Source organism: Phormidium tenue FACHB-1052 (genome assembly GCF_014696675.1).
In the GTDB taxonomy this organism is placed as follows: Bacteria; Cyanobacteriota; Cyanobacteriia; order Phormidesmidales; family Phormidesmidaceae; genus Nodosilinea; species Nodosilinea tenuis_A.
Genome location: NZ_JACJQN010000005.1, coordinates 101,434 through 118,188, shown reverse-complemented (window position 1 = coordinate 118,188; position 16,755 = coordinate 101,434). Strand labels below are relative to the sequence as shown.

Annotated in this window: 13 protein-coding genes; 3 read left to right on the top strand and 10 right to left on the bottom strand. The window is 59.1% G+C overall.

The window, feature by feature from the left end:
• Positions 1–86: 86 nt before the first annotated feature.
• The 5 genes from H6G07_RS09150 to H6G07_RS09130 all read right to left on the bottom strand — a co-directional run bounded on the left by H6G07_RS09150 (position 87) and on the right by H6G07_RS09130 (position 8,033).
• Positions 87–1,283 carry a M20 family metallopeptidase gene (locus tag H6G07_RS09150; RefSeq protein WP_073609542.1) on the bottom strand — a complete coding sequence of 399 codons (1,197 nt, stop codon included), beginning with the start codon at positions 1,281–1,283 and terminating at the stop codon, positions 87–89.
• A 119-nt stretch (positions 1,284–1,402) separates the two neighbouring features.
• Positions 1,403–2,710, bottom strand: a complete 1,308-nt coding sequence (locus H6G07_RS09145) for a FecR domain-containing protein (RefSeq protein ID WP_084173322.1) — start codon at positions 2,708–2,710, stop codon at positions 1,403–1,405.
• A gap of 255 nt (positions 2,711–2,965) precedes the next feature.
• Positions 2,966–6,583 (bottom strand): CAAX protease, encoded by a 3,618-nt coding sequence (locus H6G07_RS09140; RefSeq protein ID WP_073609541.1) that lies wholly within the window; start codon positions 6,581–6,583, stop codon positions 2,966–2,968.
• Entirely contained in the window at positions 6,576–7,481 is a 906-nt protein-coding gene (locus H6G07_RS09135; protein WP_073609540.1) for a PHP domain-containing protein, read from the bottom strand. Before H6G07_RS09135 ends, H6G07_RS09140 begins: the two co-directional genes overlap by 8 nt.
• A 42-nt stretch (positions 7,482–7,523) precedes the next feature.
• Positions 7,524–8,033, bottom strand: a complete 510-nt coding sequence (locus tag H6G07_RS09130) for a hypothetical protein (RefSeq protein ID WP_073609539.1) — start codon at positions 8,031–8,033, stop codon at positions 7,524–7,526.
• A 173-nt stretch (positions 8,034–8,206) separates the two neighbouring features.
• Between H6G07_RS09130 and H6G07_RS09125 the strand changes: the two genes are divergently transcribed.
• Both H6G07_RS09125 and ndk read left to right on the top strand, forming a co-directional pair.
• Positions 8,207–8,788, top strand: coding sequence for a hypothetical protein (locus H6G07_RS09125; RefSeq protein ID WP_073609538.1), 582 nt, complete (start codon positions 8,207–8,209; stop codon positions 8,786–8,788).
• A 96-nt stretch (positions 8,789–8,884) separates the two neighbouring features.
• Positions 8,885–9,334, top strand: coding sequence for a nucleoside-diphosphate kinase (gene ndk / locus H6G07_RS09120; protein WP_073609537.1), 450 nt, complete (start codon positions 8,885–8,887; stop codon positions 9,332–9,334).
• Between the two features lie 72 nt (positions 9,335–9,406).
• Here the strand turns inward: ndk and mtnC are convergent, their stop codons facing one another.
• The 3 genes from mtnC to H6G07_RS09105 are packed head-to-tail and all read right to left on the bottom strand — an operon-like array spanning position 9,407 to position 11,337.
• Positions 9,407–10,120 (bottom strand): acireductone synthase, encoded by a 714-nt coding sequence (gene mtnC / locus H6G07_RS09115; protein WP_073609536.1) that lies wholly within the window; start codon positions 10,118–10,120, stop codon positions 9,407–9,409.
• Positions 10,107–10,658 carry a 1,2-dihydroxy-3-keto-5-methylthiopentene dioxygenase gene (locus H6G07_RS09110; RefSeq protein ID WP_073609535.1) on the bottom strand — a complete coding sequence of 184 codons (552 nt, stop codon included), beginning with the start codon at positions 10,656–10,658 and terminating at the stop codon, positions 10,107–10,109. Before H6G07_RS09110 ends, mtnC begins: the two co-directional genes overlap by 14 nt.
• 49 nt (positions 10,659–10,707) lie before the next feature.
• Positions 10,708–11,337, bottom strand: a complete 630-nt coding sequence (locus H6G07_RS09105) for a methylthioribulose 1-phosphate dehydratase (protein ID WP_073609534.1) — start codon at positions 11,335–11,337, stop codon at positions 10,708–10,710.
• Positions 11,338–11,640: 303 nt separating this feature from the next.
• Between H6G07_RS09105 and H6G07_RS09100 the strand changes: the two genes are divergently transcribed.
• On the top strand, positions 11,641–12,039 hold the full coding sequence (locus tag H6G07_RS09100) for a response regulator (protein ID WP_073609533.1): 399 nt from the start codon (positions 11,641–11,643) through the stop codon (positions 12,037–12,039).
• A gap of 183 nt (positions 12,040–12,222) precedes the next feature.
• Here the strand turns inward: H6G07_RS09100 and H6G07_RS09095 are convergent, their stop codons facing one another.
• The gene (locus H6G07_RS09095) at positions 12,223–15,159 is read right to left on the bottom strand and encodes a hybrid sensor histidine kinase/response regulator (protein WP_422393863.1); all 2,937 of its coding nucleotides are present in this window, start codon (positions 15,157–15,159) and stop codon (positions 12,223–12,225) included.
• A 120-nt stretch (positions 15,160–15,279) separates the two neighbouring features.
• Entirely contained in the window at positions 15,280–16,737 is a 1,458-nt protein-coding gene (locus H6G07_RS09090; RefSeq protein ID WP_073609682.1) for a methyl-accepting chemotaxis protein, read from the bottom strand.
• Positions 16,738–16,755: the final 18 nt, after the last annotated feature.

Below are 16,755 nucleotides of genomic sequence, written 5' to 3'. Positions count from 1 at the left end.
TCGAAGTTTTGACCTTGGGGTAAGGCCAGCTTGCGCAGGTTTAGCTTTGCGCCGTCGTGCGTGATGAGTGAGCTTAAACTAGTTGTTTAACTACCTGAAGCCTGGGGCGATCGCTGCCAGTAGCGGTAGCTGGCATAGGCCATGGTGAGCACTCCAGCGGCGATCGCCGACTCGTCTACCTCAAACTTGGGATGGTGGAGGGGGTAGTTGATGGCGCGATCGGTAAAGCCCACCCCCAGGCGAAACATCGTGCCTGGAGCATGCTCTAAATACAGCGAAAAGTCTTCGGCCCCCAGAGATGGCTCGTGGATAATTTGCAGATACTCGTTGCCTAGGGCTTCGCTGACGCAGCGGGCCGTAAGTTCGGTCAGGGTGGGATCATTGAGCACCGAGGGCACCCCCCGGCGATAGTTGATCTCGTACTTGGCCCCGTAGGGTTGGCACACCCCGGCGACGATTCCCTCAATCCACTGGGGCAGGTGGTTGCGGGTGTCGGGATGGAGCGATCGCACCGTGCCCAGCAGCTTTACCGTATCGGCAATCACGTTGGGGGCGCGTCCGCCCTGAATCTGCCCAATCGTCAGCACAATCGGGTGCAGCGGGTTCTGAGTTCGGCTGATGGCCTGCTGTAGGGTCGTAATCACCTGCGACGCAATCCAGATGGCGTCGATCGCCTCGTGGGGCCGCGCCCCGTGGCCCGACTCCCCCACAATAATAATTTCTAGGTCATCGGCGGCGGCGGTGAGCGCCCCGTAGCGAATGCCAATCGCCCGCGCCGGCACTGTAGGGTAGGCGTGCAGCCCCAAAATAGCTGATACCCCCGCCATCACCCCGTCCTCAATCATCCAGCGGGCACCCTGGGCCGTCTCTTCTGCGGGCTGAAACAAAAATCGCGTGGTGCCTGGCAGCGTTAGGCCTAGCTGAGCCAGCACCATAGCTGTCCCTAGGCCTACTGTTGTGTGAACATCGTGGCCACAGGCATGCATAATGCCCGACTGATTTGAAGCAAAGGGCAGGTCAACCCGTTCGGCAATGGGCAGGGCATCCATATCAGCCCGAATCGCCAAAATTCTAGCGTCATCATTGCCCGGCAGCTCGGCCACGACCCCGGTTTTGCCCACCAGCTCCTGTACCCGCAGCCCGCAGGATGAAAGCACCCCCGCCACATAGGCTGCGGTTTTGTACTCCTGTCCGCTGAGCTCTGGGTGGCTGTGCAGGTGACGGCGAATCTCAATCAGGCGAGGTGAAATCGCCTCAACAATCGATTTAATCTGGCTCAGCATGGGTTAGCACTGTCGGTAATGGCCACGTTTAGCCTAAAGCAGGCTGGCATTGATGTATAACACCACACCAACCTGCTCAAACAGCGCTCTCCCACTCTGCCCATCGGTTAGGCTCTAACCTACTTAACCGGTGGGAAAAAGGGGCCAGGTTGAGCGGGTGGATTAGCGGGTACCCCATCATTAAACGGCGGTGGATTGGCATTACCGGGGCCAGTGCCACCGCCGCCAGTTCCACCACCGACGCTGCCACCGCCATCGATAACTCCACCGCCGCCAGTTCCACCACCGACGCTGCCACCGCCGTCGATAATTCCACCGCCGCCAGTTCCACCGCCGACGCTGCCACCGCCACCTGTCCCAATGTTAGGATCAGTACCCCCAACGATCGGTGATTGAGTTGGAGCAGGTGAAATTGGTGTTGACCCTGGAATATTGATACTGTTTCCGCCGCTAGGGCTGGAGATGCTGCCACTACCTAACCCAGGGAATGGAGAAGGGGTGGCGGTGATGATCGAATTTCCGGGGGTGAGAGTATTGCTGAGGGTTGAAAGCGGAGAGACCCCACCCTCAGATGGGGACAGTAGCCAATTTTGGTCACTGGCGATTTGGCCAGTGCTGCCTAAACCGATAAAGGCTGGATTCAGAGTGATGCTTTCCGAGAAAGGCTCCTGCTCACTCAGGGCTTCTAGGGTTTCTTGCCGCACGGCCTCTAGGGCAGGCCCCAGGGGAGATTCAGCATTGGGATTGTCGAGCTCTAGGCCCTCAACTAAGGGGCTGGTCTGATAAAACGTGGGCAGGTCGAACTCAACCACCTGCACCTGATTGTTTTGAATCAGGGCCATTTGGCCGCCGTAGAGGGAATATTCGGTGGAGCCACAGTCGGCAACGCCTTCGCCGCAGCTATTGGCGGTGATAGTCATAGGCCCAGCAGGGTTGTTGGTGAGAGCCATCACCAAGGTCAGGTCACTTTCTGGCACGTAGCGCACGACCACCGCTGAGCCCTGAATGCCCGTAACGGCACTGGGGGTTTGAATGTTGGTGCGGCCCTGCCCCGGCGGAATCAGCAGCAGCACAGTGCCGTTGGTGAGCCGAAAGTTGCGGGTATTGGGCACAAACCGAAAGGTAGCCCGCTCACCGACCCGAGCCAGCGAGCCATCGTTGAAGCGCAGGTCAGCCTGGGAAGATGCGGCGGTACGCAGGGCATCCCCAAGGGTCAAAAAGTCTGACATTCTCGCCGCCCGAGCCTGCCGCCCCCGAGGAATAAATTCAACTCGATTGCGCAGGGCTTCGACTTCGGCTCGGGTGAGGGTCACACTGGCCTGGGCTGGCAAACCCGCCAGCACGATCGCCATCAAGGAGACTAGCCCAGTGATTTGAGGGGCCAGATGTCGGTGGCTCCGACGATAAAATTTGCCGACGTTCAGCATGGCATAACCGCAGTAACAGCTTCTTCAGGTCTGAATGCTCTGAGCCAGGCACCACGCACTGGTGGGGAGCACTATCGATGACGCTAGGAATACGACCAATTCAGCTAACGATAAACCGGACTCTACGTATTTTCACTAACCCTACGTATTTCTACTAGTCCTGTGATAACAGATCCGTAAGAAAGCTATAAAGTGCCTGACTGATAGTTTACTTCATCTTCACATACACATTACTTGGCAACTGTACAAAGTGCTTTACAAGGTGATAGGTGCTAGGGGTTCTATGGTCGGGTCATAGCCTCCCACCTGGTTAGTGCGCAAGATCCACAGGCTGGCTCCGTGGCTCAGGCAGAGCTGGGTGATGGTGTCGCTGGCTTTGCGCGGCAGCATGGTGCGCCAGCTCAACAGCCCACGACCCACGGTCTGAAGCGGAAAATCTGACAGGTTGCTGCCCAAAGATTCTCGCTCGTCGGCCCAGTCGGCTCGGGCGCTACCAAAGGGCAGGAGTTTTTGCTGAAGGTGGCGGCGCAGATCAAGCAACTCTTGAAATTGCTGGGCCTGGTCGGGGTTGTCGGCTTCCCAGGCTTTGAGGGTCGCCCGATGGGCGATGACGGCAGCTTCTAGGTGGGCGGCGCTGGCATACATGGCCTGGTTGGAATCTTGGGCGCAGTTGTTGGCGGGGCCGACGTAGGTGACGCCGGTGCCGTCGCCGGTGCGGTAGCGGGCCGTCATCAGCTCTAGCTCGATGCGCAGGTCGTCGAGGGCGGCCCAGGCGGTGCCGTTGAAGTCAAAGGGCTCGGTGTAGGCGGGCAGTTTGATCAAAATATCGGAGACGGGGCGGGTGCCCAGAAATCCCCACTGGCGATCGCCTATGTACTTTGACCAATCGAGGGTGCCCGCTACCAGCCCGCGTCGGTTGTGGGTATAGACCTGGTGATAGTGGATATCAAACTGGAGTTCTTGGGTGAGCGGCTCGCGGGCCACGGTGGCGATGCCATAGGCAAAGTGACCAAAATAAACCGGGCCTCGGGCGGCGGGCTCGCGATTTTGGCCGCCGATGCCGCCGTAGACATGCACCAGCAGGGCCTGGTCACCCTCTTGCCACTCGGCAATCGCCGCCTGTTCAGAGGGCGTTTTAGGATCGATCAGCACTGACTCGGTGGTGCCTTTTTTCTGCTCTAGGTTTTCCCAGGATTCGCGGTGCAGGTGCTGCCGTCCTCGGCGGGTGCTGGCGATGGTGCGATCGGGTTTTAGCTGAAAGAGCTGGCGGGGCCGCAGCGCCTGCACTACAAACTCCCCAAACTCACCGTCGTGGGCCTGGGCACCGTGGATGTACCAGCCGGTGGCGTTGAGGGGCGATCGCTCGAGATCTCGACTGGTTGATGGCTCTATGCCATTCCCGTCGGGTACAACCTGCGGCAGTCGCACGGTTTCTTTCAGCCCGTTAAATCTCCGCGTGTCAGGGTTGTAGTGGACGACATGGTAGCGATCGCTTGTTCCTGCCACCGGGCTCAGAAACTGCACCAGGGCGTAGTAGAGGCCTGCGATTTGAATGGGTTCGTGGGCGATGGTGAGGGTGAGGGCGTGGGGAGTAGGGGGTAGGGTATTCCATTTGCCAATGGTGATCGCCTCCGCAATGACCGGCTCAGGTAGCTTGACGATTATGTCGTCAACGGGGTGAGCCCCGGCTAGAGATTCTAATGGGGTGACCAACCGCCAGTGGTTGAGACGGGTGGGCAAAATCATGCCCTCCCGGTGCGAGGCCTCGGCCTCGGCGCTGAAGTGAATGTCGCGGGTCACGGCCTGGAAGCGTTTTTTTAGCCCCGGGTTGCACCGCCAGCGCAGGTGTACCCGCTGCCCCAGGTAGTGCTGGTAGGCCGGGGGCGTGTGCAGCAACTCGAACCAGATGCCCTCTAGCTGAAGGCGATCGCTGGCGTTGGGCAAAATCAGCCGCCCCAGCCAGTCGCCCACCGGACGGTACTGGGGGATGGGCAAAGCTTGCTGCACCGGGTAGTAGCTGGGGTGGTTGAAAGGCGCGCTCTGAAACCGGTAATAGTCGCCGGGATTGACCACCTGAATCTTTTGAATATCCAGGTACTGGCGCAGGTCGCCCGCCACAATGTCGAGGGTGAGGTCGAGGGTTTGCTGGAGGTGGCTGCGGCCATCGGGCAAAAAGGCTTGGTCGTCGAGCACGCCACCGGGCACCTGGTGGCCCACTGGCCCTAGGCTGATAAAGCTGATTTTGCCCTTGCGTTTGGCCCGATTCCAGTAGCTCAGGGGGGCGATCGCCCAGCGACGCGGAAACATAATTGGCCCCAGCCGCTCGACTGGGTCTCGGCTGCCCACCAAGTGATAGAGCTGCTCTGCCTCCATCACCCGCCCGTTGCCGCCGATCACCCCAGCGAGGGAAATCACCTCAATCGGGGCACCTAAGGCCCGCTTAAGAAAGGGCACAATGCCTACGGCAATCTGTCCACCGCCGCTGTAGCCAATCAGCGTGAGGGGAATGCCCCCCTGGGCCGGGTAGCCATTTTCTAGCAAACTTTCGTAGACCTGCTGGGCCACCCCCTGGTTGTAGATCGGGCCAAAGCGCTGGTCGGCTGACACCGCCACAATCAAGATATTGCGGATGTTGATGATCATTCCCACCCAGGGGCCGAGCCGCCGAGTCAGGGTTTCGACCCCGCGCCAAAAGAAAGCCAAGGGACGGTTTTCGGTCAGCGAACGGTTGAGTACCGAGTAGGAAATCAGTCCCTTGACCAGGGTGATGTCGGCAGGGAGACTGTGATCCAGCTCGTCGAGGTAGCGAGCCACGGTGGGCTGATAATCGGCGGTGGACTGGTTGATGCCGTCAAGGTAGACGATATATCGGCGCGGCAGCTTGGCAGGAGTTCTGTCTGTCTGGGGTGTCTGGGACGGCTGGGCCGAAGCACCGTCGTCGCTGTACCAACCAGCCCACCAGCCTAGCGCCTCTAGGGGAGCGAGCATGGCACCTACCACGAGGGCGATCGCGCCAATCCAGATCAGGTCAGCAAACCAGCGGGCCGGACGGCTCTGGCCATACCACTGGGTCATCAACCCCCTCAGGGGTTCTAGGCTGAGGGCGACCACCAGGGCCAGCAGGCCCAGACTGCCGTAGATCCACAGCAGGGTCAACCGTCGCGATCGCGGCTTGAGCAAGGCCCCTGGTAGGGGGTTAGCGCCAATATGCGCGGGCGTCGCCTCCGGTAGTTCCGGCCCCAGAGGATTGGCCGCAATGAGCAGTTTGAGCTGACCGCGATCAACCACTAGCTGTACCCCTGCCGCCCAGTTGGCCAGCCAGCGCCCCAGGTTGACAATCGGCTGCCCCACGGTGGTTTGCTGTACCACCACTAGCCCCAGCCAGCCAAGCGCCACATGCTCTGCCGCCTGCCCCACCGAGATCTGGCCCAACGCCGCCAGGGCAAACACCACCGCCAGCAGGCTAAGCAGCGCCAGCAGCCGCAGCAGCGGCATGCCCAAATAGGGCATAGCTCCTAAAAAGCTAAACATCAAAGGTAGATAGCTCAGGGCCAAACTACCCTGCACCACCCGCCAGGAAATCGGTTGATCGAGCAGCCAGCGACTCACCACCCAAATGCTGAGCACCCAAAACAGGTAGCCCGCCACAAACAGCAGGGCTGACAGCACCATGCTGAGCACAAACCGTAGCGGCTTGACCCGGTTGACGAAGAGCACAATGCCCTGACCCACCGCCTGGGAAAAGCCCGCGACAAACACCAGCCCTAAAACAACACTGTCGGGCATCTGGTTAAAGACTTGAAAGGCCTCTGGGTTAAGTTTCAGTACCCCTCCCACTAGCTGCCAGAGGGTGTTAAAGGCAGGGTCAGCCATGGTTGGGGCTCGACAGGCGATTCTTCGCTGAAGAGGCTGCGCCAGCGTCCAGAGTCGCCGCAGCTCGCTTGAGCGGGGACAGCAATTCTAAGGGCAAGTGGAGCTGATTCAGCCCAGCGGCTGCCTTGGGTTGATGCTTGGCTCTGGGGTTAGGAGTGCTAGCCTTTGCCTCTGAGGGGCCGTGGAAGTCACTGCCGCCGGTCATCACTAGGTCGTGCTCACGGCAGTAGGTTTCTAGACGCCGGATATCGCTGGGGCTGTGATGGGGGTGGTAGACCTCAACCCCCATCAGCCCGGCTTCTACTAGCTGGGGTAGGAGCGCGTCAACAGTGGAGCCTTTGAATAGGTATGGATGCGCCCACACCGGCACAGCGCCGCAGTCCCGCAGCAGCTGAATGCCCTCAGCGGCAGAAAATTTGTCGTATTGCACAAAGACGGGGCCACTGTCCCCCAGCCAGCGATCGAAGGCCTCCCGCTTCGACTCGACGTAGCCCGCTTTGACCAGGGCCGCCGCTAGGTGAGGCCGACCGGGGGCCATGTTGCCTGCCATGGCAGGCAGCTCAATGGGATAGCCCAGCTCCGCCAGCTTTTCGACCATCTGCTGGGCGCGGCGACGGCGGCCCTCAATGCGCGATCGCAGGGGTGGTTCTAGGGATTCTCGATCGGGATAAAAGCCCAGGATGTGCAGCGATCGCCCGTTTTCTACCGTGCTCAGCTCGACCCCCGGCACCACCTCTAGATCGTCTCCAGCGGCGGCGATCGCCTCATCCCACCCGGCCAGGGTGTCGTGGTCGGTAATCGCCAAGGCCTTTACCCCCGCCGCGATCGCCGCCGCTACCAAGTCAGCGGGGGATAGAGTGCCGTCAGAAAAGGTCGTGTGGCTGTGCAGATCGAGCATTGCAAAGAGGCTATTTTATTCCTATTGTGCCGTATCTGCCTGCTACGCCGCTGCGGTGGCTTGGTCAATGGCCTTTTCTACCAGGGCTTTGGCCTTTTCATCGAGGGCTAACCAGTCGATTTCACCATCCTCGTCGAGCAAGGCTGGATCCACCGAAACGGGCTGCTGCGGCTGGTAGTGGTCGAAGCACACCTCAAAGCACAGCTCCCAAACATCTAAGGTGGCCGTGCGAGGTTCCTCGGCTGGGGCTTCGCCAGCGCTCTGGGTCAGCTTCAGCTCATAGCCGGGGGCGGGGGTAGGCAGCTGACTGAGCTGCTGACGAATGATTTTTTCTTCCTCTGGGGAAGCCTCAGGGAGCTGGGCGGCTAAGTCCCGCACCTGCTGGCGCTGCTCCGGGGTGGCACTGCCGGGCCAGCGCAGTTGCTCTAGGTAGTCGGTACGCCAGTCAAGGCTTTCAGTGTGTTTGCGAATATTGTCGACTACGCGAATCAGGCAAGGCTGCATCAGCTCAGCCGCTTGGGCTTCATCGGTGGGGGAGGCAAAGGTCAGCATGGCGAAACCTCAGGCAGCATCGGTGCGTCGATCTGGGTTGGCCAAGGGAAGTCAATTCCGCCAGCGCAACCGCGTGACAGCATTTTAGCTGACCCCTGCACCCCCCAGATTTGTCTGCCCCTGCTTCAATAGAAGGCAAGAGAGCAGCCCCGCCCCGCCATTCCCGAGAACCTATGCCCCAGCGGCCTTTCCATACCCCCGGTGCCGGGCTTGAATATCGCCTGCTGATGGCCCTGATCATGGCCAGTGCTGCCCTGGTGACGGTGCTGTTGATTCAGCTATTGCTGCCCTGGCTAGTAGTGGGTGGGCTACTTGCGGGTGCCCTATGGTTTTGGCGACGGCAAAGAGCCCGAGAGCGGGCCTTGCATCAGATTTTTTATGCCCAGGTTGCAGCCCATCAGGGGCGCATTAGCGTGCTCGACTTTGCGATCGCCGCCCAGATCACGGGCCGCGAGGCCCGCCAATTTCTCGACCAGCGCGCCCAAGACTTTTGGGGCGACTTTGAAGCCACCCCGTCTGGGGATGTGCTCTACACCTTTCGTCCCACCACTTTGGACGCTGAGGTTGTAACGCTCCAAGTGCTCTCGCTCACCGCTGCCGATCTGGCCCAGCGCCTGGGCTGCACCGAAGCTGAGCTGAGCCAACCAGTGGTGGCGTTGAATCTGCTGGCGTGGAGCCGCGATCGCGACCCCGACGGCTGCGGCTGGCGATATGATGCCGGGGGCGATCGCTACTGGCCCGTCCCCAAACCATGAATCTTTGACCAAATCCTTTACAAAATGGCCACCGTTTCTGAGCATGGTAAAGGTCTTTCACCATATCTCTGCACCACGCACTAGGAACAAGTATCTATGGAACGCACTTTTTTGATGATCAAACCCGACGGCGTCCAGCGCGGTCTGATCAGCAACATCATTGGCCGATTTGAAACCAAAGGCTTCACCCTGGTGGGCCTGAAGTTCATGGCCGTCTCCCGCGAACTGGCCGAAAAGCACTACGACGTGCACCGCGAGCGCCCCTTCTTCGCCGGTCTGGTCGATTTCATCACCTCTGGCCCCGTAGTCGCTATGGTGTGGGAAGGCGAAGGCGTAATCGCCTCGGCCCGCAAAATCATCGGTGCGACCAAGCCCCTCGAAGCTGAACCCGGCACCATTCGCGGCGACCTGGGTGTGACCGTGGGTCGCAACATCATCCACGGCTCCGATGCTCCCGAAACCGCTCAAACCGAAATCGCCCTGTGGTTCACCGAAGCCGAACTCGTGAGCTGGGAACCTGCTGCTAAGGGCTGGCTCTACGAGTAAGAAACCTTAGAATCTCTTAGACTAATAGCAACAAACATTGCAGCGTTCGTCTCAAGAGCGCTGCAATGTTTGCTAAGCATCGCTAAACGCGATGGGCAATTCCCCAAAGTGCTTAATTGATGGCAGATCTGGTGGAAAATCGGCGGTGCCGGGGCGCTGTACTGCACGCACCTGCCAGCCCGCCTGTTGAGCCGCTTTCAGCTCGCCTAGATGGTCAGACAGAAACAGCAATTCCTTAGAGGCAATTTCTAGCGTATTGGCGATGTTTTCGTAGGAAGTTGCATCCACCTTCGCTCCGGTGGTGGTGTCGAAATATCCCTGGAAACAAGGGGTGAGATCGCCCACAATGGTGTGGGCAAACAGCAACTTTTGAGCTGCGATCGAGCCTGATGAATAGATGTATAGCGGCACCCCCCGTCGATGCCACTCCTGAATATGGGCGGCGGCATCGTCATAGACGTGGCTGTAGTAGGCCTTGGTGCGGTAGCCCTCGTCCCAAATCATGCCCTGCACGGCTTTGAGGGGGGTAACCTTTTGGTCGGCCTTGGCCCAGGCCAGCAGTTGGGCGATGCAGTCTTCTACAGACAGGTCGGCATCGCCAACCTCAGCCCGCACCTGGGCCAAAATGGCCTGCCCCTCGGCGGTGGGGGCCAGCTCAGCCATAAAGGCCTCTAGCCGCTCCGTAGCGTAGGGAAACAGGGTGTTTTTGACAAAGGCGATATCGGTGGTGGTGCCCTCAATATCAAGCACGATCGCCCCTAACGGCTGCTCTTCAAGCAAAAGCATGGTAATCAGGATATCTCTTAGCGATGGGGCTGTCGGTGAAATGGGCCACCCAGCCCTCGGGGTTGCAAAATAGGCGAATGGCGGCAAACTGAGGTTCCTCACCCATGTCGAACCAGTGGGGGGTGTTGGCGGGCACGCCGATGAGGTCGCCAGCGGTGCAGAGGGTGGCGTAGATTTTATCGCCCAGGTGTAGGTAAAATACCGCCTGCCCCTCCACGAAGAAGCGCACCTCGTCTTCTTTATGAATGTGCTCATCCAAAAACTTCTGCCGCAGCTCGGTCTTTTGGGGATGCCCTGGGTACATGCGAATCACGTCGGCGGTGACGTAGCCACCCTCGGCTTTGAGGCGATCGATGTCTTTGGCGTAGGCGGTCAAAATGGCTTCGGGGTCGGCGGCTGGGGGCAGAGGTGCCTGAGTCTGCCACTGCTCAAAGCGGACGCCAGCGCTGGCGAGAGCAGCGGCGATCGCCTCCGCATCCCGGTACTCATCTAGCAGGGTCGCGCCATCTTGATCGCTAAAAACACGAAGTAGGGTCATGGGAGTAGTCCTTGAATCGAGGGTGTCCTGAGGGGATAAGTAAAAGGGGCTAAGCAAATCTTTGATCGAGCAGTATGGCCTGTAGGGCGCAGCTCACCAGCACCTCCAAGGCCTCAGTGGCCATGCGCGCCTGGGGCACCGTCGCCCCCCAGCTATACAATCCGTGGCCCGCGATGATGTAGCCCACTGGTGCCTGCACTGCCTGTAGCCGGGTTAACACGGTCTTGCTCAGAGCTACCATATCTTGGCTGTTGGCCACGATTGGGATGGCAACCTCTCCATCATGGGTGGTGATACCCGGCAATGCCTTGAGCAGTTCATAGTTTGTTAGCACTAGGCTGTCTTGTCCCCGGCTCAGCAGCCAGCGAGAGAGACTGACGCAGTCTATGGAGTGGGTGTGCAGCACAGCACCCACTTCTGGGTAAGCCAGGTAGAGGCTAGTGTGTAGCAGCGTTTCAGCCGATGCCCGCTTGCCTGGGCTGAAGGGTTGCCCCTGGCTATCGACCACCATAATGTCGGCGGGGGTGAGCTGTCCCTTGTCGCGGCCCGATACGGTAATGGCTACCTGCTCCTCGGCCAGTCGAGCCGAGTAGTTGCCGCTGGTGGCCGGTGCCCAGCCTTGGCTGGCCAAGAAGCCGCCTGCCTCTGCTAACGACTGCGCGATCGCCTCAAACTCCATCCCCCAAGCCAGCCCTTACCGATAATTGTGGCTCACTACTCTAACACCATTGACCCTGTTATTGATGTCGTTTGCCACAGCTAGGTGGAGAGCTGGACAGCGGGATCAGTACAGCGATCGCTTCAAGCAGCTTGATCGGGTGCGGCCTAGGACTGACAACGGGAATTGTGTCGGTATTTAGGCCTCAACCATAGGAAACTTGAGTAGTTATCAGGCCGTTGCGTATAAGTACGTTATAAATAGGATTAATTTTTGGGCATAACTATAGCAAGCGCCCACATGATTTCAAGAGGTTGTTCCCCTATGTCCACCTGCGCCGTCACCAAACAAACCGTCCTATCGGTGGATGACAGCTTAATTAGTCAGCAGATGATTAAACGCGCCTTAGATAACAGTTATCGGGTGCTGCTGGCCGACAATGCGGTGGATGCGCTGACTGTAATTTCTCAAGAGATGATCGAAGCCCTGCTGCTCGATATCTCAATGCCCGGCATCGATGGGTTTGAGCTTTGCCGTACGGTGCGAAGTCTGCCCCGGTTCAAAAACCTGCCAATTGTGATGGTCACGTCTCGCGATACCGAGGCCGATCGGCAAGAAGCCCGCATGGCGGGAGCTTCTGGCTATTTGACCAAACCCTGCGAACCTGAGCGGCTCAAGGCTGTCATGGGTAGGCTGCTGCCCAACGGCTTAGCCACAAATTAGCTTTAGTATCCCAAGTCGCTGCACTGCTGCGAAGCTGCTTTGGGCCTTTTCCGCCAACTCAAATTTTGAGCGCCTTTCCGGTTCAAATAGAGCCTGAAAAAACTAGGTTTTCTGTGCTTTTGTTTTAGATTTGTTTACTACTTAAGACGGCTGAACAGCTCTGTCGAGGTGACTCGAAGGTGGCTAAATCAGTCGGTTGAGGGTTTCAAACAGCACATCTTGGGTAAAACTGCCCTTGGTGATATAGGCGTTGGCTCCGGCCTCGGCTCCTCGGCGGCGATCGTCCTCACTGGCTAAGGTGGTCACTAGCACCACGGGGAGTTCGCTATATTCGCGCTGCTGCCGAATGCGCTGGGTGAGGCCTAGGCCGTCCAAATTTGGCATTTGCACATCAGAGACGACGGCGTCAAAAGACCTGGTCTGTAGCTTGTTAAAGCCGTCTAGGCCATCCACTGCGGTCACCACTTCGTAGCCCGCCGATTCTAGAATGCGTTTTTCCTGGGTGCGGGTGGCGATCGAGTCTTCCACCAGCAGAATACATCGGCGACGGGCCTCGGGCGGGGTCGCGGTCTCAGCCTGGCTCGCCTCCGGTAGCGCTAGGGAACTGCCCCGATGGCGTACCGCCGCAATCAAATCTTGGGGGTTGAGCACCATGCAGACATCACCAGTGCCTAAAATAGTGGCTCCAGAGATATACCGCACCCGCTTGAGCAACTGGCTTTGGGGTTTGAGCACCACCTCCTGCTCGTCTAGCAAGGCCTCGACAAAGAGGCCCAGGCGATCTGGGCCAGACTGCAAAATAATGCAGGCATGCCGCTGCTGGGGGCGTTCTCCCTGGTCGGATTGCCAACGCCCGCGCGGTTTAGGGTCAACCCTCGGCAGCCCCAGCAGATCGGCCAGCCACACTACCGAGAGTGGGCGATCGCCGTGCCTGATCGCGCTGTGGCCCTCCAACGTAAAGATCTCGCTGGTTTGCACCAGGCAGGCTGTCTCCACAAACTCGGCAGGCAGGGCAAAGGTTTGACCGCCTGCCGCCACTAGCAGAATGTGGGCTGTGGCCAGAGTAGTGCCCAACTGAATGCGGAGGGTGCAGCCCTCGCCCGGTTTGGACTCGACATCAATGTTGCCCCTGAGGCGATCGACGTTGGTGCGGAGTACATCAAGGCCGACGCCGCGCCCGGAGATCTCGGTGACCAGCGTGCGGCTCGAAAACCCAGGACTAAGAATCAGCCCTTGAATTTGAGCGGCGGTTAGCAGCTCTAGTTCTTCTGCCCGATATAGCCCCCGACGGACAGCCGCTTGTTTGATCGACTCCACGTCTAGCCCCCGGCCATCGTCGCTGACTTCAATGCTGATGCCCGCCGAGGTGCGGTAGCCGCGCAGGGTGATGGTAGCCACCTCAGGTTTGCCCTGCCGCAGGCGCTCGGCGGGCGACTCAACGCCATGGTCAATGGCATTGTGAATCATGTGCAGCAGTGGGTCTTTCATCTCTTCAAGAATGCGCTTGTCGGCGCGAGTGTCGCCCCCTTCAATCAGCAGTTTCACCGCTTTGCCCTGCTGACGGGCCAGGTCGCGCACCAGGCGGGGAAATTGGTTAAAGAGCGTAGATAGCGGCAGCAGGCGAAGGGTGCGAATGCCCTCCTCTAGGCTGTCGGTGATGGTCTCAAGGCGAGTGGTGTCGGCGTGGAGGGCACTGCCGAGCTGACGCACCAGTGTCCCAAACCGCTCTAGATGCTGCTCGGTACGATTTTGAAAACTGTCGAGCTGTTGCCAGACGGGCTTGCCCTGCTGGGCATCGTGAAGCAAAAAGCGACTCATCAAAAAATCGCGACTCCACTCTTCCCATAGGTTGTTGATGGCGTCGATCTCGGCTAGCCGGTGGGCAACGCGAACTTTGGTAACTGTCAGCTCACCGCTCTGGGTCATCAGCGCGTCGAGGCTCTGGGTGGGGACGCGGATGGTTTCGATGCGGTAGTCGGTGGCGGTGATGGGGTCGGGGTCGGGGGAGTTATGGGTGGGTAAGGGGGTGGTTGAGTGAAGGGGTGAGGGAGTAGGGGGTGAGGGAATGGGGGCAGGGGGATCTAGTAATGCTAGGGAGTGATTGAGTAGATCTGGGATTGGGGGAGGGGCACTGATGGTGTCAGCGGTGGGGCTAGCGGGTTGGGGGCTGGGGGAGGCACCCATGAGATCGGCGAGAACGTAGAACAGGTTGACGTCGGTGGGTTCGCCAGTGGTGGCTTCGTGCACTAGCTGATTCATGGCGGTTAGGCCATGGGAGAGGCGATCGCATAGATCCGCCGAGAGTTCTGCGTCGCCGCGCAGCAGATCGCCGAGAATCTGCTCGATGTGGTGGGCGACCTTGCCGAGATCGGTGACCCCGAGCATGTTGCCATCGCCCTTGAGGGAATGAGCCTCGCGCATGAGTGCTTCGAGGGTGGCCGCGTCGTCGGGGTGCTTTTCGAGGTGGAGCAGCCCGTCGTCGAGGGCTTGCAGGCGCTCTTGGCTGGCGGTCTTGAAAATGTCGCGCAGTTCGCTGTCGGCAATGTAGCGATCGCTGAGACTAGGCGCGGCTACAGGCTCATCAGTCGGTGTCCTACCGTTTTGATGAGTTGCCTCCCCTACCGCCAACGACTGAGCCAAGACGGCCTGGTCGAGGATAACACCGTTGGTGCTGATGGGGGCGATCGCGCGATCGAAAATAGCATCGTCCACCTCTAGGGCCATTACTGGAGCAGGCAGGGCGGCTTCGGCCCCCATCAGCTTAGCTAGCACATAGAACACCTTCACCTGGGCCGCTTCCCCCGTCACCGCAGCGTGAACGATCTGGCGCATAGCCGCTACCCCGTGGGCAAGGCGGTCAAACAGATCGGCGCAGAGAACTTGCTCGCCACGACCAATGGCCCCGAAGATGTGCTCAATTTGGTGGGCTACTTTACCCAGGTCAGTCACCCCCAGCATGTTGCCGTCACCCTTGAGGGAATGGGCCTCGCGCATCAGAGCTTCGAGGGTGGCCGCATCGTCGGGGTGGTTTTCGAGGTGGAGCAGCCCGTCGTCGAGGGCCTGCAAGCGCTCCTCACTGGCGGTCTTAAAGATGTCACGCAGTTCGGTGTCGTCAATCATCATGGCAGAGCGCTTCCCTTCGGTGGAGCATGGGTTGCAGGGGCAGGTAAGTCGGCATAACCTGGGATGGATTTTTCTCCCCAGCCTTCGGCGTGGGGCCGTCAGAGAGGGGAAAGCCGCTTAAATAGCCACCTTGAGCTGTAGGGCGCTCTCGTTGAGTTGATGGGTGCCGATCTTGATCTGGGTAATGCCGTGGGCGGTTTCCTGGGCGCCGGTGTTGAGGCTGTTCATGGCGCTCACCACCTGCTGAATGGCAACCGCCTGTTGCTTCACGTTGAGGGAGATCTGCTGGCTGTTGAGCACCACGTTGTTGACCGCCTCGGCCACCCCGGCAAACGCATCAGCGGTTTCCTCAGCAATTCTGACCCCCTCTTCGACGGTTTTGGTACCCTCGTCGGTAACCATTACTGTTGAGTTGATGGCGGTTTGAATGTCGGCTACCAAAGCATTAATCTTCTCAGCCGATTTTTTGCTTTGATCGGCCAGCTTGCGAATCTCGCCCGAGACGACCGCAAAGCCCTTGCCGTGCTCGCCGGCGCGCACCGCCTCGACGGCGGCATTGAGAGCCAGCATGTTGGTTTGGTTGGCCAAATCGCTGACCAAGCTAGAAATGCCGCCAATTTGATTGGTCTGCGCGCTCAAACGGAGGATTTGATCGGCGATCGCATCCACCTTCTCTCTCAGGTCGCCCATCCCGTCGAGGCTACGTTCAACGGCGCGGGTGCCACCTTCGGCCAAGGCTAGGGCCTGTTGGGCACCGGCAGCGGCGGCTTCAGCCTGCTCTGCCGACTGCCGCGACGAGGCCCCTAGCTCATCCATAGTGGTGCTGGTTTCGCTCACCGAAGCGGCCTGCTGGCTGCTGCTGCGCTCCTGCTGCTCAACGCTAGTGGCAATTTCGCTGGCTGAGCTAACAATATCGCCCGCCGCTCGGTTCATGATGCGCGAGGCCTTGAGCACTACCAACGTACCAATCAGAGCCGATAGCAATAATGACAGGGTCGCCGCTGTCAGCAGGGTAACTTGCAGCCGTTGTAAGGCCGCCGCCTGGACGGCTTCATCTTTGGCCACAATCTCACTTTCCAGGTCTCCCATGGCGGTCAACAGGTTGGTCAGCTCGCTGTTCAAGGCCCGCCCGTTGCTCTCTCGCCAGACCTGCACACCGGCATTAGTCTGATTTTGATTGACCAGATCAATCATGCCTTGGTGCACAGTAATAGACTCATCAATCAGAGTTCTAACCTGGGCCAAATTTTGCCGCTGCTCTTCATTATTAACCTGGGCATCTAACTCATCGATCACGGTCAGATAGTCCGTTTTGGCTTTGTTGAAATCTAACAAAGAGGTCGGATTTCTCTGGAGTAAATAGCCGCGAGTAGCACGGGCCATAATCTGAACGTTGAGGTTGACATGGTCAACGTTTTCATGCACTTCCCAGGCGCGTTTGAGTTCCGCAGAGATCATGACAAGCTGGCGCACATTGAGAACCGTCATGCCCGCAGAGACTATGATTGCCAGTACTGGCACAGAGTAGCCCAATATAATCCAGTGGCGTAGCTTCCAAAACTTGCGTTTGTTCACGGCATCTTGCGGGGATGA